Below are 21,511 nucleotides of genomic sequence, written 5' to 3'. Positions count from 1 at the left end.
AGAACTCCTGGCATTGCGAAGCCGTCTTCCTTTCCCGGAATCTCATCTCGTGCCCAGATTATGCGCAAACCTGTGGTTGCACAACGTATGTCCTGACGGATATCCAGGTAAGGGTTCTAACGCGGGAGTCGACACGATGAAGGTTGGTATTCTGGGCGCAGGCGCCGTAGCCGCCGGTACAGCGGCCTATCTGGCGCAGAGCGGTCACGAGCCGACTGTCTGGTCGCCATCCGGAAAGAGCCTCAAGCCGCTTTCCGCCGGCGGTTTGCTCACCGCCCGCAAGGCCATTGAGGGGGAGTTCGCCGTGGGCTGGGCCGGATCGGCGCAGGCCGCTGTTGCGGGCCAGCAGGTCGTTCTGGTTGCGTTGCCGGCCTATGGCCACAAGGCGGTGCTCGATGCCGTGGCGCCCTATCTCGTGAACGGGCAGACGGTCATCTTCTCCTCGCACGCCTCCTTCGGTGCCTTGTATCTCTCCCGGCTCATGGCGGAACGCGGCATCAAGCTGCCGATCATTGCCTGGGGGACCACGTTGACGACGGGGCGGCTCGGCGGGGATGACAGCGTGAATGTCGCGACCGTGCGCAAGAAGGTCGATTATGCCTGCCTGCCGGACGGCGATGCTGAGGCCTGCGGTCGCCTCCTCGTCGATCTGTTCGGGGACAGGTTTGTCGCGCGGGATGGGTTGATGGCTATTGCGCTGTCCAATCTCAATCCGCAGAATCATCTCGGCATCGCGCTCCTCAACCTCACGCGCATGGAGAAGGGCGAGGTGTGGAGCCAGGCGGAGCATGTGACACCGGCCGTCGGCCGTTTCATCGAAGCGCTGGACGCCGAACGTCTGGCGATCGCAGACTGCTTCGGGCGTGAGGTCCGCACGGTCCGGCAGCATTTCTCCCTGTCGTTCCATGTCCCGGAGGACAGCGTGAGCGCCATGAACCAGGAAATGCACCGGCAGGGCCATAATGGCTCCGGGCCGGCCACGATGGATTCGCGCTACATCTATGAGGATGTGCCCTTCGGCCTGTACCCGACGGCGCTCCTGGGCAGGATCGCCGGTCGCCCCGCAACGCTGCACGAGGCCGGGATCGCGATTTTTTCGGCCGCATGCGGCCGCGACCTGACGCAGGACAACGATCTTCTGCCCGCCCTGGCGCTGGACAGTCTGTCGCGCGAGGCGCTGGAGGCCCTGACGCGATCGGGCTACTGATCCTGCGCTCCGCCGGGTCGGCGGATGAAGCTGAACTTGCCTTGCGGCTCGAGGATCGCCCATTGCACATCGCGCATGGTGGCGATCCCGGCGAGGCGCATTTCGCTTTCGATCTCGGCGCGGGTGATCCTGTCGCGGCGAAGGTTCTCCTCGATCAACTCGCCATCGCGGATGACGATGCGCGGTTCGCCGTCCAGGAAGCGCTCGGCCCTCGGGAACAGATAGGTCGTCCAGCTCAGGACCAGTCCCCAGAAGGCGAATGTCGCAATGGCAAGCGTCGCGCCCGTCAGGCTGAAATCATTGTGGGTGACGCCCTGTTGGATGAGATCGCCCATGACCACCAGGACGACGAACTCGAAGGGCGTCATCTGGCCGAGCTCCCGCTTGCCGAGCAGCCGGATCAGCGCATACAGGATGGCGAACATCACGCTCGCGCGCAGCACGATATCCATTACGGCCATACCCTCATGGTGACGGCGGCCTCCGCGATGCGCCGCGCTCCGTCCCGAACGGCGACGGAGCCGGCATTGCCGAGGAACAGATCGGGGTTGATCTGGAAGTCCGCCTTGACGTTCAGTGTCTCGCCCTGGCTCAGAGGCCCGTAGGAAAAGGCGTAGAGCCCATCCTCGAAGGTCTCGTCGGCCGCCGCCGGGATCATGGAGTTCTGCGTCAGCCGGCGGATCAGCGACGGCGATAAGGCAAGGACGCAGTCCTCCACGTTTGTTCTGGCCGTGACCTCGAACTCCGTCTCGAAGAACTCGCCATTGCGGATCGTCTCCGGGAAGGTGATGCGCAGCCGGACACCGTCACCCTCGACGACGATGTCGTCCGGCGCATGCCCGCCGAAGACACCGGCCAGCGCCGCGGCCATGAGGGCCCCGAGCACGGCAACGGAAATGACGCTCGCATGCCGATGGAACCCACCGCGCGGCGCGATGTGGCGGTCTTCCAGGCGATCGGGAAAGGAGGGTCTGTCTTCGGGCAAGGGCGCAATGTCCGCTCAGCATTCCTGAGCCTTGAATTAGGCTGCACTGCATGGCCGTCCAGCGTGGTCGCATGGCCGGCCAGGCAGTCCCGTGCCCTAAGCCGGCTTTTCGAATGTAAAAAGGGTCCGGCCGCTGCTGGAGACGACATCGGTCCCGGTGATGGTCGCCACTCCCCGCAGGACAACGCTATGGAATATTGGGGACAGCCGCCGGCGTCACGCGAACAAACGGCTATCGGCAACCAGCGTCATCGCTTCCGCCGCTTTCTTTGCGTCCAGACCGGCGAAACCACCGCAACAGAAGCAGCCGAGGATCATACCTTGCCCGTCATCGACACGGAATGCCGTCCTGGTGGCTTTTGCGCCCAGCCGCGGACCCATGGGCCCGGGGAGACCGCCTTGTTGTTCCGTACGGCTGTAGACGCTGACGCCTTCCTTGAACGTCTCGACGACCTTGATGCCAGGGATGTCGTCGACCTTCGAAGTCACCGGATTTCGGTTGAGGATCACGAGATCCGCCAACTTCCCGATTTCGATGGAGCCCTTCTTGTCTTCCTCGCGATACTGCCATACCGCTACCGGCGTTGCGGCCTACAGGGCGGTCATGACGTCGACGCGCTCGTCGCGGCCGACGATCACCCCGCTTCTAGACTTTCGGGTCCCTGCAGACCAGACCATCAGCATCGGATCGACGGGGGTCACCCGCTTACGGTCGTTTCGACCTTTGACCGTGAGGTGCCGGAGGGCTTGGCCTCAGGCGCCAAGCTTGCCGGGTCGTCGGATACGGCCTTCCCATAAGCCGATGCCGATCAGCACGATGCTGGTCAGCCACCCCGCAACCAGAAGGTGGGTGTCCAGGAGAAGGGGGATCAACCCCGCAAGAAGGATCACACCCACAATGTGTGAGACAGCGACCTTACCGTAGACGATCTTCTTATAGATCGCGCTGCCGACGAGATAGATGATCGGTCCGAGCGACAGAACGAGGCCATAGGCAGGCTTCACCCCGTCATGCGGGTGGGCCATGACGAGGTCATTGCCGACCGCGGTCGCGATGATGCCGGCAATGAGGATCGCGTGGACATAGTGGAAATAGGCGCCGATGCGGCCTGGATCCTCCGAGCGGGTGATCGTGGCGACGGCATCCTTGCTCGACGTTCCGAAATAGAGCCACCACATGGCGATCGTGCCGACGAAGGTTGCCAGCATCGCAGAGACAACCTGCATATCCCAGCTTTGTGCGTCGGCCAGCATGGCGCCGGTCGCGAGCAGGGTTTCGCCGAGCGCGACGATGACGAAAAGCTGGCAGCGTTCGGCAAGATGCCCGCCCTCGATCGTCCAGTCGCGCGTCGAGGATCGGCCCAGACCGGGCAGGGCGAAGCCGAACATCGGCGAGACATATTCGCATAGCACCGCGGCGGCCCAGAGCCCCGCGCGCCACCAACCCTCTGCCAAGCCCCCTGATATCCAGAAGCAGGCGGCGATGACCAGCCAGCCGAGCATGCGCCGGTAATTGGCGCATAGCGGGTGATCACGGCCGAGGGAAAAGAGGATGAAGGCCGTCCGCCCGACCTGCATCGCGGCATAGGCACCGGCGAAGATCAGACCGCGCTCCTCGAAGGCGCCGCCGATCGCAGCGGCCATGACGAGTGCCAGCGCCATGGAAACGAAGAGAATGCCGCGGACGGGCGGCGTTTCGGGATTGAACCAGTTGGTGAACCAGCAGGTATATTGCCAGCCGAGCCACACGGCGAACCACAGGATGACAACTTGGACGACACCCGCCGCCGTCAGGTCGTGCAGCAATTCGTGGCTGAGCTGCGTGACCGCAAACACATAGACGAGATCGAAGAACAGTTCCTCGAAGGTGACGCGCGCATGGTGCCCGTCGCGCTTACGCAGCAGAGGATGGTGGATGTGTTCGCTTACGTGGAAACTCATTTTGCAAGCCGCCAGATGACCAGGCCGGCAAGCGCGGCCGGCACGAGAAGGACGATGATGGAGATCGGCAGTTCGTCGCGCAGGGGATAGCCCGCCTCGGTCACGCCCACCCACATGTTGACGAGCGCGATGACAAGCCACACGGGCACGAAAAGCTTGGCCGCAAGCGAAAGGTCCGGGCCCGTGCCGCCCCAGAGCCTGCCGAAGAGCAGGAACAATCCCAAGAGCACGATCCCGCCGCCGATCACCATTGCCATGTGCATGACATTTCCTTCACTGCTCGCAAGACGGGACGGCAGCGGCCCCGGGGCCACCGCCTGAAATACCTCACTTCGTGGTATAGCCACCGTTGACCAAGATGGTCTGCCCGGTCATCCACCAGCCATCGGAGACGAGGAAGCGGATATAAGGGACAATATCCTCGATATCGGTCAGTCCGGTTCTAGAGAAGGCCGACAGCGCCGCTGCGCTCTTGTGATAGGCCTGCGCGTCCACGCTTTCCTGGCCGTAGAAGAATGGCGTGTCCATCGGGCCTGGACCGACCGCCGTGACCGAGATGCCCCGTTCGCCGAACTCCTTCGCGGCCGCCCGCGTGAAATGTTCGACCGGCGCCTTGGTGCCGGCATAGCTTGCGTAGAAGGGCGTGAAGGCCCCCAGGAGCGAGGTCACGAGGGTGACGAGCTTACCATTGTCGTTCAAATGCTTGCCGGCTCCTTGTATGAAAAAGAATGCGCTTTTAGCGTTCACCGCGCTCATCTCGTCATACTCGGCTTCGGAGATCTCCAGGATCGGCTTTTTCAGGACCTTGCCAACGGTATTGATCGCAACATCCGGCCTGCCGATCGCGACGGTCGCATCGTCAAAGAGCGTCTTCATGGCGCCTGCCGTCGTCAGGTCGGCCTGGATGGCAACAGCCTCTGCGCCGGCTGCCTTGACCGCAGCCACAGTTGCGTCGGCATCCGCCTTCGTGGCCGCGCTGTTGTAGTGGATGGCGATCGCCTTCGCGCCATGCGCGGCAAGATCACGGGCGATCAACCCGCCCAGGTTCTTGGCGCCGCCGGCTATGATGACGGTTTTGCCGCGAATGCTGTGGTCGGTCATGGAATGCTTCCTTGGGTCAGCGAGCGGTCATATGAAAAGGCCACTTTCGTCTGGACAGGATATCGTCCATAACCGAGCCATAAAGTCGCAATTTCTGATATCAGCTGTCAGAATCGGCGAACAATCGGGAAGCTTCGCGCATCGTGGACCGCATCGACCTGTTCCGCATTTTCAGCCGCGTCGTTGAGTGTGCGAGCTTCACGCGGGCGGCCGACACGCTCGGCGTTCCGCGCTCGTCCGTTTCAGCGGCGGTCCAGGAATTGGAATCGCGCGTCGGCGCCCGGCTTCTTCATCGCACGACCCGCAAAGTATCGCCGACCCAGGACGGTGAGGCTTTCTACGCGCGGTGCCAAAGGCTGATCGCGGATGTCGAGGACGCCGAAAATCTGTTCCGGCAGACGGCGGCCCAGCCCTCGGGCACGGTACGTGTGGATGTTCCCGGGCGGATCGGTCGCCGCATCGTCGCGCCGGCGCTTCCGCAATTCCTGAACCTTTATCCGCAGCTCAATGTCGACCTCTGCATGACCGATCGTTCGGTGAACCTGGTGGAAGACGGTCTGGATTGCGTGCTGCGTGTCGGACCGTTGAGCGACTCCGGGCTCATCGCCCGGACGATCGGCAGCCTCGATCTGATCAACGTTGCAAGCCCCGCCTATCTCCAGCGCCACGGAACGCCGCAAGCGCCGGGCGACCTCAGCCATCACTGGGCCGTCAACTACGCTTCACCGTCCAGCGGCCGCGTCGAGGAATGGGAATGGCTCCAGGACGGCTCCCTGCGCACCCTGCCGATGCAGGCGCGCGTCACCGTCAACGGCGCAGAAGCCTATATCGCATGCTGTCTTGCCGGCCTTGGCCTGATCCAGATCCCGGCCTACGACGTGCGACACCACCTCGATGCCGGTGAACTGATCGAGATCCTCCCACACCATCGCGCCGCGCCCATGCTCATGTCCTTGCTCTATCCGCACAGGCAGCATCTCTCGCGCCGGCTTCAAGTCTTCGCGGACTGGCTGGAGGCGCTGCTCAGGCAACAGGTGCGGGAAAGATAGACCCGGGAAACGCGCCGCCGGATTGCCCGACAGGGCCACCTTCGTCAATTCCGGGGGGCGACCGTGGAGAGGTTACAAAATCGGACCTTCGCCGGTCCTTGATCGCGATATTGGATATCCCCAAGCGCGTTCGAGGACGAGCCCGTCGCCTCGATCCGCCATCCTCCCATGCCGACCCCATCCCGATCCGTATCGGCGCGACGGCAGGGTCGGTCCAATGATGGCATCGAGGCGGAAGGAAACGCTGATGAAGGTTCGGGATAAGCTCCGGGCAGTGCTGGGAACAATGGTGCTCCTTGCGTTGCATTCGCAAGTGGCCGCCGCCGAACCGGTCGAGGTCGGGGTGCGCAGGATGGAGATCCCATCACCGGAGCGCGGCCGCGCCCTCGATGTCGTCGTCTGGTATCCGGCGGATTCCGGGGGAAGCCCGGTCATGCTTGGGGACACGCCGTTCTTCGAGGGCACGCCTGCCCAGCGCAATGCGCCCATCGCCGAAGGACACTTCCCACTCGTCCTCCTGTCCCATGGGGCGGGGCTGGCCGGACAGGCCGAGGCCATGAGCTGGATCGCCGCTCCTCTGGCGCAGCGTGGGTTCATCGTTGCGGCCCCGACCCATCCGGGCAATGGCGGCCCGAAGCGTTCGGCTGCGGAAACTATGAAGCTCTGGCTTCGCCCGTCCGACATCTCCCACACGCTGGACGCGATGGAGCGCATTGAGCCTTTCGCCCAACATTTGGCGCCGAACCAGGTGGGCGTCCTTGGCCTGTCCATGGGCGGCAGTACGGCGCTGGCCATAGCCGGTGCACGCTTCGAGCCGCGGCTCCTGGCAAGCTATTGCGACGAGCCGGCGCATAATCCCTCGCTCTGCGGCTGGGTGCACCAAAGCGGTATCGATCTGCACGCCATGGACATGCGGGCGGCCGGCCGTGACTACCGCGACAGGCGCATCGGTTTCGCCATGGCGATCGATCCGGCGCCGGCGGATATTTTCGACAAGGCGTCGTTGCCGACGGTAGCTATTCCCGTCTACCTCGTGAACCTTGGGCACGCTGCGGAGATACCGGCGACGGCCCAGGCGTCGACCATCGCCGGCTCTATTCCGAAGGTCGGCTACGCCGTGATCGAGGACGCGAGCCATTTCAGCATGTTCGGGGCCTGCAAGCCCGGTGCGGCGCAGGCCGCCGAGGAACAGGACATCGAAGAACCGATCTGTTCAGACGGCACGGGCCGCTCGCGCCGAGCGATCCACGCGCAACTCGTCGACATGGTGGAAGCCGCATTCCGACGCGGGCTGGGGGTGAAGGCTCGGTGAGTTTCCATGCCGGGGACCGCAACCCATCCAAGCCATAGGCCTGAAACTCATGTGGCGGTTACCGACCGCCATGTCGGCGTTTGAGATGGCGATGGTGGATGCTCGGCCGACGTTCGATGTATGAGGTGCGCCGTTTCAGTTGCAGTACGAATGGCACAATCCGCGAGGCACCTGGCAGCGTCCATTAAGCCCGTGCAGTGGGCCGCGAGCGTAAGCCCGACGCTGTACTTGCGCTGCCGCCTGGAAACCAAAGCGGACGCCGATCGGCATCCAACTCAAGGATTCGATACGGGAAGCAGGAACCCGAAGCTGGAAGCGCCAACCGCCCGGTCGCGGACAGAGGTACAAGCTGCGTTCCACATCCGTGCGCAGTCAGGTACTTGGCGAAAGGTTTGGGAGAGTTCGTTGTGGCGGAGAGGATGGGATTCGAACCCACGATACCGTCTCCGGTATACTCCCTTAGCAGGGGAGCGCCTTCGACCACTCGGCCACCTCTCCACGGCGCTCCTAGTATCATGCGAGCCCCATAATTCAAGGGGGCGTCTGCCAGTAATTGGCTTTTGGCAGGGCGATCCCTCCCGACCGACGCGCATGGGCAGCGCAGGCCTGCCGCGGGTGGGTATCTGTGGTTTCAGAGCGCTCCCGCGTCACCCCAGTCTTTCGGGATGGCGCGCGGGCATGTAGGCAGGAGAGGGGATGCAAGGGAGAGGGTAGAGGGAATCGATGGAGATTGTCGTCGAGGCGATGCGCCATGTCCTGCTGGTCACCGTCGGTTTGCTTCCGATCATGAATCCGCTCAGCACGATCCCCCTGTTCCTTTCGCTCACCAACCACACATCGCCGCAACACAGGCGGCGCCAGGCCATGCGGGCGGCGGTCTTCGCCTTTGCGATCCTTGCGACGTTCCTGATGCTGGGAAGCAGCATCATTTCCCTGTTCGGGATCTCCCTTCCGGGGATCCGGATCGCCGGCGGATTGATCATCCTGGTGCTTGCCTTCCGCATGCTCTTTTCGGGCGAGGACGAGGCCAGCTCCATTGATGCCACGCCGTCCGAGATCAAGCGGGCCGAGATCGACTATTCTTTCTCGCCACTGGCCATGCCGAGTCTCGCCGGGCCGGGCTCCATCGCCGTGGTGATGAGTTACGGCTCGCAGATCCCGGAAGAGCATGTGGTTCTAGGCTATGTCGTGGTGCTGATGGGCGTCGCGATCACCGTCATGGTCGCCTATGCCGCGCTCGCGAGCGCCAACTGGATCAGCAAGGTTCTTGGCGAACATGGGATTCAAGCCGTCACCAAGGTCATGGGTTTTCTGCTGACCTGCGTTGCCGTGCAATTCATTGCATCGGGCGTGCGGGAGTTCATCGTCTCCTTCAACGGCTGATACCACTTTCGATGAAAAAGCAATTGACGCGTGCCCTGCTTTGCGGCTCGATACGGTGATAGCAACCGTATCGAAGGGTTCTGGCATGTCGTTCCGTAAAGTCACCCTGGCCCTGGTTTTTGGCCTTGGCCTGGCATCTGCCGGTCACTTCGTTCCGAAGGCCTTCGCGGACCAGCCGGAAATGGATGCGGCCATGGCGGAACTGCGCTCGGCACTGGCCTCGCTCCGTGCGGCAGAGCCGAACAAGGGCGGCCATCGCGAACGCGCCATCGAACTCGTCGAGCAGGCCATTGCGGAAACGCAGGCCGGTATCGATTACGCGGCAGGAGAGTAAGCGGCCGGCGAATTGGTATCACCTGCACGCTCTCATTTGCGTGTCCGATCGCCGCAGAAGGGAACATCGTCCTCGGCGCGGTCCTTTACCTCGTGAGCAACGAGAGAGGACCCAAGATGACGAATCTCAACCATTCTTCTGCGGACGATCGGGATGCCACTTTGCCGAAAAGCCATTCGGATGATGGGGCGTCTTCGGTTTCGGTCGATGCGCCGATGCAACCGATCGGCGAGGATCATGGTACGCCGGGTGATCAGAAACGCCCGCTGACCGATGACGAGAAATTGGACAAGTCGCTGGAGGATACGTTCCCGACCTCTGACCCGGTAACGCCGAGCCGGATTGACGGGCCGAACAACTAAAGTTCGCTGTGCGGTCTTAGGGCTGCGGGAACAGGCCACAGGCTATCCGGTACCAGCGTATCGCTACTGCAAGGATGATCGCGTAGGCGAATGTTTCCATCGTCTCTTCGATCATCCTGGGCAGCCATGCAACGCCCATGACGCTGTGATGCCCATCGATTGCGTCGCTGATGAGAAGCACAGCACCGGCCGCAAACAGTGGCCATGCCGATCCTTGGATCAGCCAACTCAGGCATTCGCCCGCATACCGAACCAGCGGACGGATCATGAACAGTGCAATCGCCAGGATGGCGAGGGCCTCGTGCAGGCGGAAGCTTTCCGACCGCACGTAGTGCGCCAAGGTACCATCGCCCACGGGCTCCAACTCGCGTAACAGGAAGACGGCTGCAAGGACGGCACCTGCAATGGACGCAAGTCTGGGAGCCCCCTCGGCCTGCTCACGCGCAGCGGCCAGCAGGAAGACACAGGCACCGACCAGCATCCATTCCTGAAGCGTTTCCAGTGGGCCTTCCTCAGCCGAGCCGAGTTCCAGGCCGAATGCGCCATAAGCAACGGCCGCAACCACCAGGCTGATCAGCGCGCATACCAGAATGGCCCTCCAGAAGGCTGTTGGATAGGTATAGTTTTGCATGGACAGTCATCCGCCGTGTTGAGCAACCCACGACAGAACGCAACTTCGCATTGTCTCATGGGGCCACCGGCAGCATCGCCGGCGTGCCGACGAACTGATAAGTCTACCTTGGCATTTCAGCAAGTCGCGGGTTACGGCGTGTCAGCGGGTACCGGCAGCAGCCGCGATCACATCGCGGCTGTAGAGGTTTGGCCAATCGTCGATCGACACCCCGCGGCATTCGCTCATTTCGGTCAAGGCGACCCGTTGGAACGACGTGCCGGTGAAAGCCCAACTGCTGGTCCGCCCGCAATCGCCGAGCCCGCGCCCTTGGGCGAACTCGGTCATGGTCAGGCCGTTATCGTCCAGCCCTGCATTGATGAGCCCATCGACATCGTAGACATCGCCGCCCGTGACCGGGAAGTGGAATTGCCGTGGGACGCCGCCGTCCACGGTCCAGAACTCCGTGCCGGCATTGTAGGCCGCCAGGAAACGGCATATGCCGAAGACGATCTGACCGTCGCCGGCCTTGTACTCCTGCGCCTGTGCCTCGTCGGGGCACCCGTCGCCTCTGGCCGGCAGGCCCTTCGGTGTAGCCGCCACTGCGCCGACATCGGTTAGCATCTGCCCAACCAGCGGCGCAATCTGTGGCGGGGTCGGCACGGCAGATGACGGCTTGCTACCCTTGGCGACGAGTGCCGTTACCCCACCGGCGCGCGACTGTTCGGCATCCATGTAGCGCAGGGCGGCGCTCATGCCGCGGAGCGAAACCGGAACGGGTTCGCTCTCTCCATCGATCTGCAGGTCAAGATCCTGACCTGACAGGAGCGCCACAAGAAAGCCTTCTGAAACATCCGGGCCGACATCGCCTCTCAAATAGTTGTCGGCGCCATTCAGCGTCATTTCATCCAACGGAAGGGTCGTGTGGCCGCCGGAAATGGTCAAGCCGACCCGCGCTTTCTGACGCGCATCGTCCGAGAATATTACCACGGAGATAGCAGGGGTGGCTGACGCCGAAGCGCCCCGCTGCACCTTTATATAGGCGATCTGCGCGGCCGCTTCCGGTACCATGCCGATTGCTGTGCAACTGAGCAAATTGTTGCAGCCGACGATCCAGTCGCCAAAGAGTTTGAGCGTCCCGTAAGCCTCGTCCTTCGCGTCCGCCGGCCCGATCGGCGCGAGAGGCAATGCCGCAAGCCCCAGCATCAGAACCGGTCGGAACATGTGCGCCCCCAACATACCGCAGGTGATTGCGCGGGTCCGTGGATTGCCGCAGCAACCATGGGTAGCATTCAAATGCCGACGGCGCCACAGGGCACGGCCCGCGGCGCCGGCTGCTCATGGGGGTGTTTCAGGCCGTGATACGCGGCTGGGACAGGCTTTGAGCCATCATCGCTTCGTCGATCCGCGGAACGAGGATTCCCGCTTCGTCGGCAAAGGCAATAAAGGCTTCGCGCGCTTCGGTCACGGTTCCGCGGCCGTTCAGAACCTTGCGGCAGGTGTTCATGCAGGCATTATGACCGATGCGCCGGCGGCGATAGGGCCAATCGAGCATCAGTTCGAAAGCGTCGCGGACGCTTGCCACATCGACGGGAATGCCGATGCCGACGAGAACGGTAACGGGTTCACGAAATGCGTCTTTCTGCATCTTTATACCTGCTGCAATGCCATTGGATTGTGCCAAGGATACGCATGGGCGCGGACTTTGTTCCGACGATAGTCGTTTAGCCGCAAACCTTTTTCCGCGCCCCGTTGCGGATTTACGATGCGACCGGGGTCAGCGTGACGGAGGTCCCCGTGGCGGCGGCGTTCAGGCCAAGCTGGCCCGTCACGCTGACGGTCTGGAGAGAAATTGAGCCGGCCGTTCCGCCAACGAGGATGTTGGCGCCGGCACCGGCCCCGATCGTCGCTTCCACGGTGGCGCCCTGGTAGACACCGCCCAGCGAACCGGGGTGATAACCCGCTGTTGGCGCAAAGACAGCCCAGACGAGCTGGCCGCGTGTCGTAAAGCCGATATCGACACCCATCTTGCGCACGACACCCGTATAAACTTCCGACGAGCGGGCACCCGTCGTCGACTGGAAGACGCAATCGAGCGATTTGGCCGATCCCAGCACATAGCCGATCCCGCCGCCCACATCGCAAGTCAGATAGCCGATGCGCACGCCATCGCGTTCGGCCGGTGCCGGCGCAATCTCCACGGCGTCATAACGCGTCACATCCGCGGCACCCGCTGCGTGCGGTGCGACAAAAAGGGCGGGGACAACGAGCGCGGCTGCGAGGGTCTTGTTCATTTCCGATCTCCTGAAGGCTTTGCGGCTGGCTCTTTCGTCCAGCCGCATCTGGCGTCGTTAACGCTTTGTCAGGAATTTCGATCCGGTTCGTCCAAAGGGCGGTACCGCATTTTCGCCGCGTTGCACTAGTTACGCTCGCCTGACGAAGCGATGAGCAACCGATGATCAACCAAACCTTGACTCCGCCTCTCACCGCAGAGGCCCTGCCATCGGACGCCGACCCGGACCTGTTTGCGGAAAACGACGGCTACCTGAACTGCAATCCGCGCGACATCGCCTTCCACAATCTTGTGGCCGAAGATTTTCGGACCCATGGGAGCGATGCTTTCTCGCAAGGCTTCTGGGTTCTCTTCTGGCACCGTTTCGGCAATCGTATCCGCGACATCCGCTTCCGCCCGGCGCGCATGCCGCTCACTCTGACCTACAAGATCGGCAACAAGCTGTCGGAATGGATGGCCGGCGTGATGCTGCCCTATACGGTGCGTGTGGGGCGCCGGGTGCGGCTCGAGCATTTCGGCGGCATGATCCTGATCGCCCAGAGCATCGGCAACGACGTGACGATCCGCCAGAACACGACGTTCGGCATCGCCCGCACCGACCGGCCCTTCGACCGCCCGGTCATCGCCGACGGGGTGGATATCGGGACCGGCGCGGTGATCATCGGCCGGGTCTGGGTCGGGGAGGGCGCCGTGATCGGCGCCAATGCGGTGGTGACCCGGCACGTCCCGCCGCATGCCGTCATGGCCGGCGTGCCTGCGCGCAGGATCGACGTAGAAGCCCCGTAGGCACTAACCCTGCCAGAGCCATAACCCCGCGCCAACGCCGCTCAGGAAGACGCCAAGCCCGATGAGCATCAGAAGGCCGTCTCGAAGGGTGATGGCCAGGCCGAAGATCGTCAGTACCAGACCTGCCAGCGTCGCCAGGAACGGCAGGATCTCCAGCGGCGGCATGGTCGCCGCCACGATGACGCAGATGAGGGCCGCCCCGCGCATGGCCCATTCCCGGGTGGCAAAGGCAAAGCGTGGCCCCGATACCGTATCGATCCAGCGCGAAACAGGCCGCACGAACCGCATGGCGCGGTCGAACTTGCCGCGATCGAGCCGCGCGCTTTCGAGCCGCTTGGGAAGCCATATGGAGGAGCGGCCCAGCAAGAGCTGCCCCGCCACGAGCGTGACGATGGCGCCGATCAGGCTGGGTATGGTCGGTATGCCCGACAATGGGGACAGCGCGATCAGCCCCGGCAGAAGGATGGCCGGCCCGAAGGCATTCTGCCCAGCCAGCTGCGTAAGTGAGCTTATGCCCAGGCCGTCCTCGTCCCTGGCCTGCGCCTCCAGCGCGTCGAGAAGCTCTCCGAGACTGTCGAACCGTGTCTGTCCTGCCATGTGACCCCGCCATTGCAAGGGCGTGCATGTATGACCCGGGCGAGGATGAACAAGACGGCAACGGCATTCCATTTCGGAATGGCGTGGGTTAGGACACCTCGCGATCTTTAGGACGCAAAGGCTTCGGAACCCAGATGAGCATGCCGCGCAGTCTCATGCCCTCGCTTCAGGAAATGCGGGCTTTCGAGGCCACGGCACGGCATGGCAGCTTCACGACCGCCGGGCGGGAACTGAGCCTGACCCAGAGTGCCGTCAGCAAGCAGGTGCGCCAGCTGGAGGATACGCTTGGCGTAGAGCTCTTCGTGCGCATGCCCGGCGGGGTGGTCCTGACGGGGCACGGCGAACGCTTCGTGCAGGCGGTGCGCCGCATCCTCGACGATTGCGAGAAGGCCACCCATGCGATCGCCTCGTCGGGCGGAAGCGAACGCACCTTGCGCCTCGCGGTGCTGCCGACCTTCGCATCCCGCTGGTTGATCCCACGCCTGCCGGATTTCATCGGCCAGCATCCGGGCGTGACGGTGGATATCTTCACGGCATCCGAGCCGTTCGATCTGTCCGAGCGCTCGGCCGACATGGCCATTCACTACGGGGCCCCGGCCTGGCCGAATGCCGAAGTGGACTTCCTGTGCCGCGAAGAGATCCTTGCCGTGGCGAGTGGCCCCTATCTGGAGCGGCATCACATATCCGGCGCCGACGATCTGTCGCGTGCGGTCCTGATCCAGCAGGCGACGCGCCCGCACCTCTGGTCACTCTGGTTCGAGATGGTCGCAAGCCACCACCCGCACCCCCATCGCGGCCCGATGTTCGATCAGTTCGCCATGACCTGCCAGGCCGCCGTGGCGGGGCTCGGCGTCGCGCTCGTACCCACATTCCTGATCGAATCCGAATTGCGGCGGGGGGAACTGCGTGCCCTGCCGCATGCGCCGTGGAGCGGGCCGGGGGCCTACTACCTCGTCACCCCCGTTGCCGCCCGCAGCGATCCGCTCGTCGGGGAGTTCGCGGCCTGGCTGCACAGCCAGGTTTCATCGGCCGCGCGCGCCCCACGTTCATGAGGCAGGGCGCGGGGCAAGCCGCCACCGGCCGCGGCCCGCCGCCTTGGCGGCATAGAGTGCGGTATCGGCCGCATGAAAGACGGCTTCCATGTCTCCATGATCGCGCAGGAGTGCGATGCCGACCGACGCGCCCACGCTCAGGCCCGGCTGGACCGGACCCTGAAGGGCCGCAATGATCTGCTCCGCCGTCCCGACGGGCGATTGTGCGCCGGCGCGGACCACAAGCGCGAATTCGTCGCCGCCAATCCGGGCGGCCACATCGGGGGCGAGGCAGGCCTCGGCGATGATGCGGCCGACATGCCGCAGAACCGCGTCGCCGGCAGCATGGCCATTCTGGTCGTTGACGAGCTTGAACCCGTCCAGATCCACCAAGATGAGCGCGATATCGTCCTGCCGGTGCGCGGCCTCCGCCAAAGCCGATTGGAAGACCGCGCGGTTGGCGAGCCCGGTGAGCGGGTCATGCTCGGACAGGTAGCGCACGCGGTCGAAGAGCGAGCGCTCGCGGGTAATGTCCCGCTTGATGCCGAAAATGCGCACCGGCATGCCGCCACTGCATTCCACCGTCGCGGTGATCCGGATCCAACGGCGGTTGTTGAGGGGCGTGACGATTTCCGCGTCCATCTCGAAGCCTGTCCCCTCGGCGATGGCATGCGCCCGCAGCGCCGTCAGCTCCGCCCGGGAGGCCGGACTGTAGAGGCTGAGCGTATAGGCACGGTCAGGAATGGTCCAGCGCGGCAGGTCGAAGAGATCGTAGACCCCGGCGGTCCAGCGCAGGGTTTCGTCCGGCAGGCTGCATTCCCAGACCCCCATCCGGGCGGCCGAGAAGGCGGCGTCGAGCACGGTGCGATCGAGCCAGCTATCCGGCGCGATGGCGCCGTAGCTCTCCGGACCATCGAGTGCGAGAGACGATGTGACAGACTGCATCCCGCAACCCTTTCGGCATGCACACTGCGTGGCGCCAATACAACCTGAAGTTTCCTCCTGCAGGCTCTCCTTGGCAAGACGGGCCGCTTCAGGACGGCAGCTTTCCCTGTTCTTTCCGCTCCGTCTCCTCGTCCTTTTCGGGCGGATCGTTCGCGGCACGTTCGGCACTGACGCTGAGGCGCTGATAGGCGCCGAGGCCGACGAACAGGAGAACGCCTACCAGAAGCAGGAGCGTCGGGTAGAGCATCTGGCTGAACTCCTCCTTCCCGGCCTGGAAGACGGTCACCACCGCTTCCAGAAGAACGGCGATGACGATGGTGGAGATGAACTTGGTCAGGCTGCGCCGCGCCTCGCCCGCCTGGCGCATCTCGCGCCCGCGAATGGCTTCTTCCTCCAGGATGTACTTGCCGACATCGAAGACGGCGATGGCGATGACCGTGTAGCCCACCGCCTCCAGAAGCGCCGCGCCGACATCCTTGTCCGGCATATGGTAGCTCTGCCAGACATCGACCCCGGCATAGACGATCATGCCGCCCGCCAGGGCCATCAGGACAAGGCTGGCGAGCCCGAAGGCCGCACGCGTTACGAGTTCGAACAAGGGCAGCACCTCTTCACGCCGGTCAGCATTCTGGAGGCATAAGTGCCCGTGGAATCGCTGCGGACAAGGGCGTGAGGCGACGGGTCGGAGGCGCCGGAAGACCGGCCAAACCAGCCCGGCCGGGAGCATGGCCAAGTTGATCCGTGTCGCGATCCGGCCCTCAGCCGACAGGACGTAGTTTGTGGACAGAAATCCGCATGGAATTGCCCTGTCCTGGCGAAGAGCCTATATAGATTGCGTGACGACGGCCTGCCGATCAGCCATCGGCAATTGATCCGCGTCACCGTCCTGCCGGGCAGAGCTACTGATACAGCCGATGCGTGATGTATCGCCTGCGCCCGGTGCAACGCACGAATACCGGCCCAGCGCCGTTTCAGGAGATATTTTGCAGGTCATCGTTCGCGACAACAATGTCGACCAGGCGCTTCGCGCTCTGAAGAAAAAGATGCAGCGGGAGGGAATCTTCCGCGAGATGAAGGCGCGCCGCGCCTATGAAAAGCCGTCGGAACGGCGTGTCCGTGCAAAGGCCGACGCCATCCGCCGCGCCATCAAGCTCAAGCGCAAGCAGGCACAGCGGGAAGGGCTTCTACCCGGGCCCAAGCGCAAGGTCCCCGCACGCGCAGCCGGCTAAGGCACGGAAGGGCGCCTCGCCAATCCTGGCGCGGCGTCCCTTCAGCTTCGTTTCGGCCGACCCGGGGCAGGGGATTGCGGTGCCGCGGGCTCCGCAGGCGCGTCTTGAACACCCCGCGCCCGCGCTTCCTTTTCCTTTTCCTCACCCGTTTTCGGCCGCTCGGAGCCGGGCGTCAGCTTGTCATCGAGCTCCTGGATCAAATCGGTCCGCTTCGTGTTCATGCTCGCTCTCCTGTGCCGCAATGCGCCGGATGACTGTAGGGCGCAGGGGGTTGGACGGCGAGCTGCAAGATTGCGAGCCACGAAGCAAACGCCGTTCTAGGGCCTGTAGCGGAATTGGTGTACCCCTGGCTTCGGAGCTGGATAGTGGCACGGCACGCACCGTCACCCCAGCGTGAACGCGGGTCGTCTTGTTGGCGATGTTCAAGAACGGCTGAACCTAGGTCAGAAGGTGGTGCGGGCGGTCGGGGTCGAACCGACACTCCTTGCGGAACCGGATTTTGAGTCCGGCGCGTCTACCAATTCCACCACGCCCGCACAGCGCCGATTCCCGCGCAGGCGGGATGATGGCGTGGGTGCTCTTTAGCGCAAACGCATGACGGACGCCAGATGGTGCCGTGCCGTCTCTAATGCTTTCAACGCGCGACGTTTGGAGCTAGGGGATGAACGGGCCGGTGAGCCTCCGGCACGTCATGGAGTCTTATGGTGACGCACGTCATTTCGATCCAGAGCCAGGTCGCCTACGGGCATGTGGGAAACAGCGCCGCCGTCTTCCCCATGCAGGCCAAGGGCCTGGAGGTCGCCGCCGTCCCGACGACGCTCCTGTCCAACCACCCGCACTATGACAGTTTCCATGGCCGCGTGCTCGATGCGGAGCTGGTGGAGGGGCTTCTCGTCGGGCTGGAAGAGCGAGGCGTGGTGGCAGAGGCAAACACCATCCTGACGGGCTATCTCGGCTCGACGCAGATCGGCGAGGTGGTCGCGCGGTTCCTGACCCGTGCGCGCGCGGCGCACCCGCATTTGCGCTTCGTCTGCGACCCTGTCATGGGAGACGACGATCTCGGCATGTTCGTCCAGCCTGGCCTCATCGACCTCTTCCGAGACCGCCTGACCCCCATGGCAGATGTGATCACGCCCAACCGATACGAGGTGGAGCTTCTGGCCGGCCACGAGTGCCGGACGGAGCGGGAGCTTGCCCGGGCGATGGCGGCGTTGCACGCTCGCGGGACGAGGGCGGTCGTGGTGACGGGCTGCGCGCTGGACGATACGCCCGCCGGCATGGTCGAGACGATCCTGTGGCAGGACGGCGCCCTGCACCGCACGCCCGTCGCCCGCCTGCCGATACGCCCCTGCGGCACGGGCGATCTTTTCACCGCGCTGATGGTGGCGCGGCTGAGTGGCGGTTCGAACCTGCGGGAGGCCGTGGCCGGCGCGACGCAGGAAATACACGGCGTCCTCAGACGCACCGAGGAAGCGGGCGCGGAAGAGATGCGGATCAGCGGCTATCCGTTCGAGCCCGTCACGCCCATCGGCTTAACCGCTTAGCCCGCGGCCGGGGCAGAAACGCCGAAGGCGATGAGCGGGCGTGCCGCGCCATCGGGGATCAGCCGCGCCTCCACCTTGAACACCTTGGCGATGCGCCGTGCCGTCAGCACATCGGCAGGCGCGCCCAGACCCTCCAGCCGGCCTTGCTGCAGCACGGCGACCCTGTCGGCGAAGGTCATGGCGTGGTTCAGATCGTGCAGGGCGGCGACGATGGTCTTGGGCAGCCGCCGCATCAGGGCCAGGAGCTCCAGCTGGTGCTGGATATCCAGATGGTTGGTCGGCTCGTCCAGGATGATGATGTCCGGCTCCTGCGCCAGGGCTCGGGCAACATGCAGCCGCTGGCGCTCGCCGCCGGACAGGGTCTGCCACTGGCGCGCCCGCATCGCGCCCATGTCGACCACGTCCAGCGCCGCATCGACCGCCTTGGCATCCGTGGGGCCGAAGGGGCGCAGGAGCGAAAGATGGGGCGTACGCCCCAGGGCGACGGCGTCCCAGGCCGTCATGTGCTGCTCGGTTTCCGCCTGCTGCTGCACCAGGGCGATGCGCTGTGCGGCCTGTCGCCTGGACAGGCTTGCGAGCGGTGCCCCCTCAAGGCACACATGGCCGCGATCGGGCGTTCTGAGCCCGGACAGAATGGACAGAAGGCTGCTCTTGCCGGACCCATTGGGTCCGACGACGGCCAGGAACTCGCCCGCGCGAACATCGAGCGAGACGCCGTCGAGCAGGGTGCGCCGGCCGGCAAGCCGGGTCAGCTCATGCGCTTCCAGCATCATGCCACTGCGCTCCGGCGCGTCAGGATCAGCGCAAAAGCCGGCGCTCCGATCAGGGCCGTCACCACACCGATCGGCAGGACCTGACCGGGCACGATGATGCGTGAAACGATATCGGCCGCCACCAGGAAGATCGCCCCCATCAGCGCGGCGGCGGGCAGGGATGCGTTGTGGCCGACGCCCACGAGACGGCGCGCGACATGCGGGATCACCAGGCCGACGAAGCCGATGGCCCCGACAAGGCTGACCATGGTCGCCGTCATGAAAGTCGTCGCCAGGATCAGCGCCACATAGGTACGCCGGACCGGAATGCCGAGCGATGCCGCCGAAACGCTGCCGAAGGCAAAGGCGTCGAGCGCGCGCGCATAGGCGAGCGTCACGCCAAGGCCGATGACCGCCACGGGCAGCGCCAGCATGGCATCGTCCCAGCGCACGCCCGACAGGTTGCCGAGAAGCCAGAACATGATGCCGCGCGCCTGCTCGGCCGATGCCGACCGCGTGATGATGAAGGAGGTCAGGGCGTTGAAAAGCTGCGATCCGGCGATCCCCGCCAGGATGATGCCGGTTGGACCGCCACCGGCCCGTGCCGCCACGAGCGCGATGACGACAAAGGCCATGAGCGCCCCGGCGAAGGCGCCGGCCGACAGGGTCAGCGCCCCGGTGCCGAGGCCCAGTATCGCCACGGCAACGGCACCGCTCGACGCCCCGGCGGATATGCCCAGAATGTAAGGGTCCGCCAGCGGATTGCGCAGGAGCGATTGCAACACCACGCCGCAGACGCCAAGGCTCGCGCCGCAGGCTATGGCGACGAGCGCCCGGGCCAGCCGGTAGTTCCAGACGATTCCGGCATCCAGCGCGTCGACATCGAGCCGCGCGCCGAGGATGTTGTTCGCCAGGACCTTCGCCACGGTGAACGGCGGGATCGACGTTTCGCCGATGCCGGCCGCCAGGCACAGAACGGCCAGAAGGAGAAGGCCTGCCAGGCCCAGCCTTGCGGCGCGCCATGGCAGGGACGTGCGGGCGATCACTCTGCCGGCCGCGACGCGGCAATGGCATCCGCCAGGGCCTCGATCCCATCGATGGTGCGGATGGTCGGGTTCATCGTCTGGGCGTCCAGCGTCAGGATCCGACCGTCACGCACCGCCGGCATGAGCTTGGTCACCGGGTCCTTTGTGAGGAACTCTTTCTTCACACCGGCATCGTCGGCCGGGTAGCGGCGGCGGTCCATCTGCGCGGCGACGATGAAGGTCGGATCGCTTCGTGCGATCGTCTCCCATCCCACGAGCGGCCATTCCTCGTCGCTGACGATCACATTGCGCAGCCCGAGCGCCTCCATGATCGTGCCCGGTGCGCCGTTGCTTCCAGCCACGAAGGGATCTGCACGAAGTTCGGTGGACGAAAACCAGAAGACGGCGGACATATCGCTGCCCACTTGCGCGACGCGCGACCGCGCCTTGGCTTCGCGTTCCTTCAGTTGGAGCACCAGTGCGTCGCCCCGGTCCGTCACGTCGAAGATGGCGGCCAGGTCGCGGATTTCCTGATGGATCTGGTCCATGGTGAAAGGCTCGGTCCGGACGCCATCGCCACCGCCGCTATTGTCCTTGCCCGTGCAGTCCGACGGTGCGGTGTAGACCGGAATTCCCAGTTCCTCGAACTGGGCCGTCGTGCCGACCACGCCCTGCGGGCCGATCTGCCATTCGAACTGCGTCGTCACCAGTGCCGGCCGTTTCGCGACCACGCTTTCGAAGCTCGGATCGTTGTCGGACAGACGCTCGATGGCCGCGTCGGCATCGGCAAAGGCAGGCAGGACGGGGCCGAACCAGAGGGCCGTCGCCGCCACTTTGTCGGCGAGGCCAAGGAGGTACAAGATCTCCGTCGAGCTCTGTCCGATCGACACGACGCTGGCGGGGGGAGCCTCGAAGGTCAGGCTGCGGCCACAATTTTGGATGGTCAGTGGATAGGTGGTCGCGGCCTGTGCCACCGTCATGGACAGCGCAACTGTGCCGACAAGGCCGAGCACGGCCTTTGCAAT

At 64.3% G+C, this 21,511-nt stretch carries 26 protein-coding genes, 2 tRNA genes and 1 pseudogene; 10 read left to right on the top strand and 19 right to left on the bottom strand.

The annotated features are described in order from the left end of the window. The first annotated feature begins 136 nt into the window (after positions 1-136). Positions 137-1,207, top strand: coding sequence for an NAD/NADP octopine/nopaline dehydrogenase family protein (locus tag AUL30_RS00860; protein ID WP_062225846.1), 1,071 nt, complete (start codon positions 137-139; stop codon positions 1,205-1,207). On the opposite strand, the gene AUL30_RS00855 is transcribed toward AUL30_RS00860, so the two are convergent. The 6 genes and pseudogenes from AUL30_RS00855 to AUL30_RS00830 form a co-directional block, all read right to left on the bottom strand. Beyond that, a complete protein-coding gene (locus tag AUL30_RS00855; RefSeq protein WP_062225844.1) occupies positions 1,201-1,659 on the bottom strand; it encodes a DUF421 domain-containing protein in 459 nt (152 codons plus the stop codon). The two genes, AUL30_RS00860 and AUL30_RS00855, sit on opposite strands and share 7 nt — an antisense overlap. Next, the gene (locus AUL30_RS00850) at positions 1,659-2,192 is read right to left on the bottom strand and encodes a hypothetical protein (protein WP_062225842.1); all 534 of its coding nucleotides are present in this window, start codon (positions 2,190-2,192) and stop codon (positions 1,659-1,661) included. The genes AUL30_RS00855 and AUL30_RS00850 overlap by 1 nt, the downstream gene beginning before the upstream one ends. Before the next feature lie 216 nt (positions 2,193-2,408). Then, positions 2,409-2,768, bottom strand: a pseudogene (locus tag AUL30_RS00845) (amidohydrolase family protein); the annotation flags it as partial. A gap of 177 nt (positions 2,769-2,945) precedes the next feature. Continuing rightward, the gene (locus tag AUL30_RS00840; RefSeq protein WP_062225838.1) at positions 2,946-4,133 is read right to left on the bottom strand and encodes a low temperature requirement protein A; all 1,188 of its coding nucleotides are present in this window, start codon (positions 4,131-4,133) and stop codon (positions 2,946-2,948) included. Further along, positions 4,130-4,396, bottom strand: a complete 267-nt coding sequence (locus AUL30_RS00835) for a hypothetical protein (RefSeq protein ID WP_062225835.1) — start codon at positions 4,394-4,396, stop codon at positions 4,130-4,132. The genes AUL30_RS00840 and AUL30_RS00835 overlap by 4 nt, the downstream gene beginning before the upstream one ends. Positions 4,397-4,460: 64 nt before the next feature. Beyond that, the gene (locus AUL30_RS00830) at positions 4,461-5,234 is read right to left on the bottom strand and encodes an SDR family oxidoreductase (protein WP_062225833.1); all 774 of its coding nucleotides are present in this window, start codon (positions 5,232-5,234) and stop codon (positions 4,461-4,463) included. A 143-nt stretch (positions 5,235-5,377) separates the two neighbouring features. Between AUL30_RS00830 and AUL30_RS00825 the strand changes: the two genes are divergently transcribed. After that, complete coding sequence (locus AUL30_RS00825) at positions 5,378-6,283, top strand: LysR family transcriptional regulator (protein WP_062225831.1); 906 nt, start codon at positions 5,378-5,380, stop codon at positions 6,281-6,283. Positions 6,284-6,530: 247 nt separating this feature from the next. Beyond that, positions 6,531-7,595: an alpha/beta hydrolase family protein gene (locus tag AUL30_RS00820; RefSeq protein WP_062225830.1), complete on the top strand. Its 1,065-nt coding sequence runs from the start codon at positions 6,531-6,533 to the stop codon at positions 7,593-7,595. 408 nt (positions 7,596-8,003) lie between these two features. Here AUL30_RS00820 and AUL30_RS00815 read toward each other — a convergent pair. Beyond that, a tRNA-Ser gene (locus AUL30_RS00815) sits at positions 8,004-8,093 on the bottom strand. Positions 8,094-8,318: 225 nt separating this feature from the next. Here AUL30_RS00815 and AUL30_RS00810 point away from each other — a divergent pair. The 3 genes from AUL30_RS00810 (at position 8,319) to AUL30_RS00800 (ending at position 9,674) form a co-directional block, all read left to right on the top strand. Further along, a complete protein-coding gene (locus AUL30_RS00810) occupies positions 8,319-8,978 on the top strand; it encodes a MarC family NAAT transporter (RefSeq protein ID WP_062225828.1) in 660 nt (219 codons plus the stop codon). 85 nt (positions 8,979-9,063) lie between these two features. Continuing rightward, on the top strand, positions 9,064-9,312 hold the full coding sequence (locus AUL30_RS00805) for a hypothetical protein (RefSeq protein WP_062225826.1): 249 nt from the start codon (positions 9,064-9,066) through the stop codon (positions 9,310-9,312). A gap of 116 nt (positions 9,313-9,428) precedes the next feature. Further along, a complete protein-coding gene (locus tag AUL30_RS00800; protein WP_062225824.1) occupies positions 9,429-9,674 on the top strand; it encodes a hypothetical protein in 246 nt (81 codons plus the stop codon). Between the two features lie 16 nt (positions 9,675-9,690). Here the strand turns inward: AUL30_RS00800 and AUL30_RS00795 are convergent, their stop codons facing one another. The 4 genes from AUL30_RS00795 to AUL30_RS00780 form a co-directional block, all read right to left on the bottom strand. Continuing rightward, positions 9,691-10,305, bottom strand: coding sequence for a hypothetical protein (locus tag AUL30_RS00795; protein ID WP_062225822.1), 615 nt, complete (start codon positions 10,303-10,305; stop codon positions 9,691-9,693). 141 nt (positions 10,306-10,446) lie between these two features. Beyond that, a complete protein-coding gene (locus tag AUL30_RS00790) occupies positions 10,447-11,490 on the bottom strand; it encodes a DUF1176 domain-containing protein (protein WP_192842984.1) in 1,044 nt (347 codons plus the stop codon). Between the two features lie 145 nt (positions 11,491-11,635). Further along, positions 11,636-11,932, bottom strand: a complete 297-nt coding sequence (locus tag AUL30_RS00785) for a DUF982 domain-containing protein (RefSeq protein ID WP_062225818.1) — start codon at positions 11,930-11,932, stop codon at positions 11,636-11,638. A gap of 112 nt (positions 11,933-12,044) precedes the next feature. Continuing rightward, positions 12,045-12,578, bottom strand: coding sequence for a DUF992 domain-containing protein (locus AUL30_RS00780; protein WP_062225816.1), 534 nt, complete (start codon positions 12,576-12,578; stop codon positions 12,045-12,047). A gap of 161 nt (positions 12,579-12,739) precedes the next feature. Between AUL30_RS00780 and AUL30_RS20035 the strand changes: the two genes are divergently transcribed. Beyond that, the gene (locus AUL30_RS20035) at positions 12,740-13,363 is read left to right on the top strand and encodes a serine O-acetyltransferase (protein ID WP_083507585.1); all 624 of its coding nucleotides are present in this window, start codon (positions 12,740-12,742) and stop codon (positions 13,361-13,363) included. A gap of 3 nt (positions 13,364-13,366) precedes the next feature. On the opposite strand, the gene AUL30_RS00770 is transcribed toward AUL30_RS20035, so the two are convergent. Continuing rightward, on the bottom strand, positions 13,367-13,960 hold the full coding sequence (locus AUL30_RS00770) for an exopolysaccharide biosynthesis protein (protein WP_062225814.1): 594 nt from the start codon (positions 13,958-13,960) through the stop codon (positions 13,367-13,369). 134 nt (positions 13,961-14,094) lie between these two features. On the opposite strand from AUL30_RS00770, the gene AUL30_RS00765 reads away from it, so the two are divergent. Beyond that, the gene (locus tag AUL30_RS00765) at positions 14,095-15,012 is read left to right on the top strand and encodes a LysR family transcriptional regulator (protein WP_062225812.1); all 918 of its coding nucleotides are present in this window, start codon (positions 14,095-14,097) and stop codon (positions 15,010-15,012) included. Here AUL30_RS00765 and AUL30_RS00760 read toward each other — a convergent pair. Next, the gene (locus tag AUL30_RS00760) at positions 15,007-15,936 is read right to left on the bottom strand and encodes a sensor domain-containing diguanylate cyclase (protein WP_062225810.1); all 930 of its coding nucleotides are present in this window, start codon (positions 15,934-15,936) and stop codon (positions 15,007-15,009) included. The two genes, AUL30_RS00765 and AUL30_RS00760, sit on opposite strands and share 6 nt — an antisense overlap. A gap of 88 nt (positions 15,937-16,024) precedes the next feature. Next, positions 16,025-16,534, bottom strand: a complete 510-nt coding sequence (locus AUL30_RS00755; protein ID WP_407638250.1) for a GNAT family acetyltransferase — start codon at positions 16,532-16,534, stop codon at positions 16,025-16,027. Positions 16,535-16,919: 385 nt separating this feature from the next. Here AUL30_RS00755 and rpsU point away from each other — a divergent pair, with 385 nt between their 5' ends. Further along, positions 16,920-17,165 carry a 30S ribosomal protein S21 gene (gene rpsU, locus AUL30_RS00750; RefSeq protein ID WP_062225808.1) on the top strand — a complete coding sequence of 82 codons (246 nt, stop codon included), beginning with the start codon at positions 16,920-16,922 and terminating at the stop codon, positions 17,163-17,165. Between the two features lie 41 nt (positions 17,166-17,206). Here the strand turns inward: rpsU and AUL30_RS19615 are convergent, their stop codons facing one another. Further along, positions 17,207-17,386, bottom strand: coding sequence for a hypothetical protein (locus tag AUL30_RS19615; RefSeq protein ID WP_157069795.1), 180 nt, complete (start codon positions 17,384-17,386; stop codon positions 17,207-17,209). 230 nt (positions 17,387-17,616) lie between these two features. Continuing rightward, positions 17,617-17,701: transfer RNA gene (locus tag AUL30_RS00745), tRNA-Leu, on the bottom strand. 165 nt (positions 17,702-17,866) lie between these two features. Between AUL30_RS00745 and pdxY the strand changes: the two genes are divergently transcribed. After that, a complete protein-coding gene (gene pdxY / locus AUL30_RS00740) occupies positions 17,867-18,709 on the top strand; it encodes a pyridoxal kinase (protein WP_062225806.1) in 843 nt (280 codons plus the stop codon). On the opposite strand, the gene AUL30_RS00735 is transcribed toward pdxY, so the two are convergent. From AUL30_RS00735 to AUL30_RS00725, 3 genes are read right to left on the bottom strand one after another with little or no spacing between them, the layout of a single operon-like run. Then, entirely contained in the window at positions 18,706-19,482 is a 777-nt protein-coding gene (locus AUL30_RS00735; protein WP_062225804.1) for an ABC transporter ATP-binding protein, read from the bottom strand. The two genes, pdxY and AUL30_RS00735, sit on opposite strands and share 4 nt — an antisense overlap. Then, positions 19,479-20,507 carry a FecCD family ABC transporter permease gene (locus AUL30_RS00730; protein WP_202814467.1) on the bottom strand — a complete coding sequence of 343 codons (1,029 nt, stop codon included), beginning with the start codon at positions 20,505-20,507 and terminating at the stop codon, positions 19,479-19,481. The genes AUL30_RS00735 and AUL30_RS00730 overlap by 4 nt, the downstream gene beginning before the upstream one ends. Further along, a complete protein-coding gene (locus AUL30_RS00725) occupies positions 20,504-21,466 on the bottom strand; it encodes an ABC transporter substrate-binding protein (RefSeq protein ID WP_244490696.1) in 963 nt (320 codons plus the stop codon). Before AUL30_RS00725 ends, AUL30_RS00730 begins: the two co-directional genes overlap by 4 nt. Positions 21,467-21,511 lie beyond the last annotated feature (45 nt).

The sequence above is a fragment of the Aureimonas frigidaquae genome (assembly GCF_001463905.1).
GTDB classification, from domain to species: domain Bacteria; phylum Pseudomonadota; class Alphaproteobacteria; order Rhizobiales; family Rhizobiaceae; genus Aureimonas; species Aureimonas frigidaquae.
Note: the sequence above shows the minus strand (reverse complement) of the source record. Positions and strands in the feature narration are given on the sequence as shown.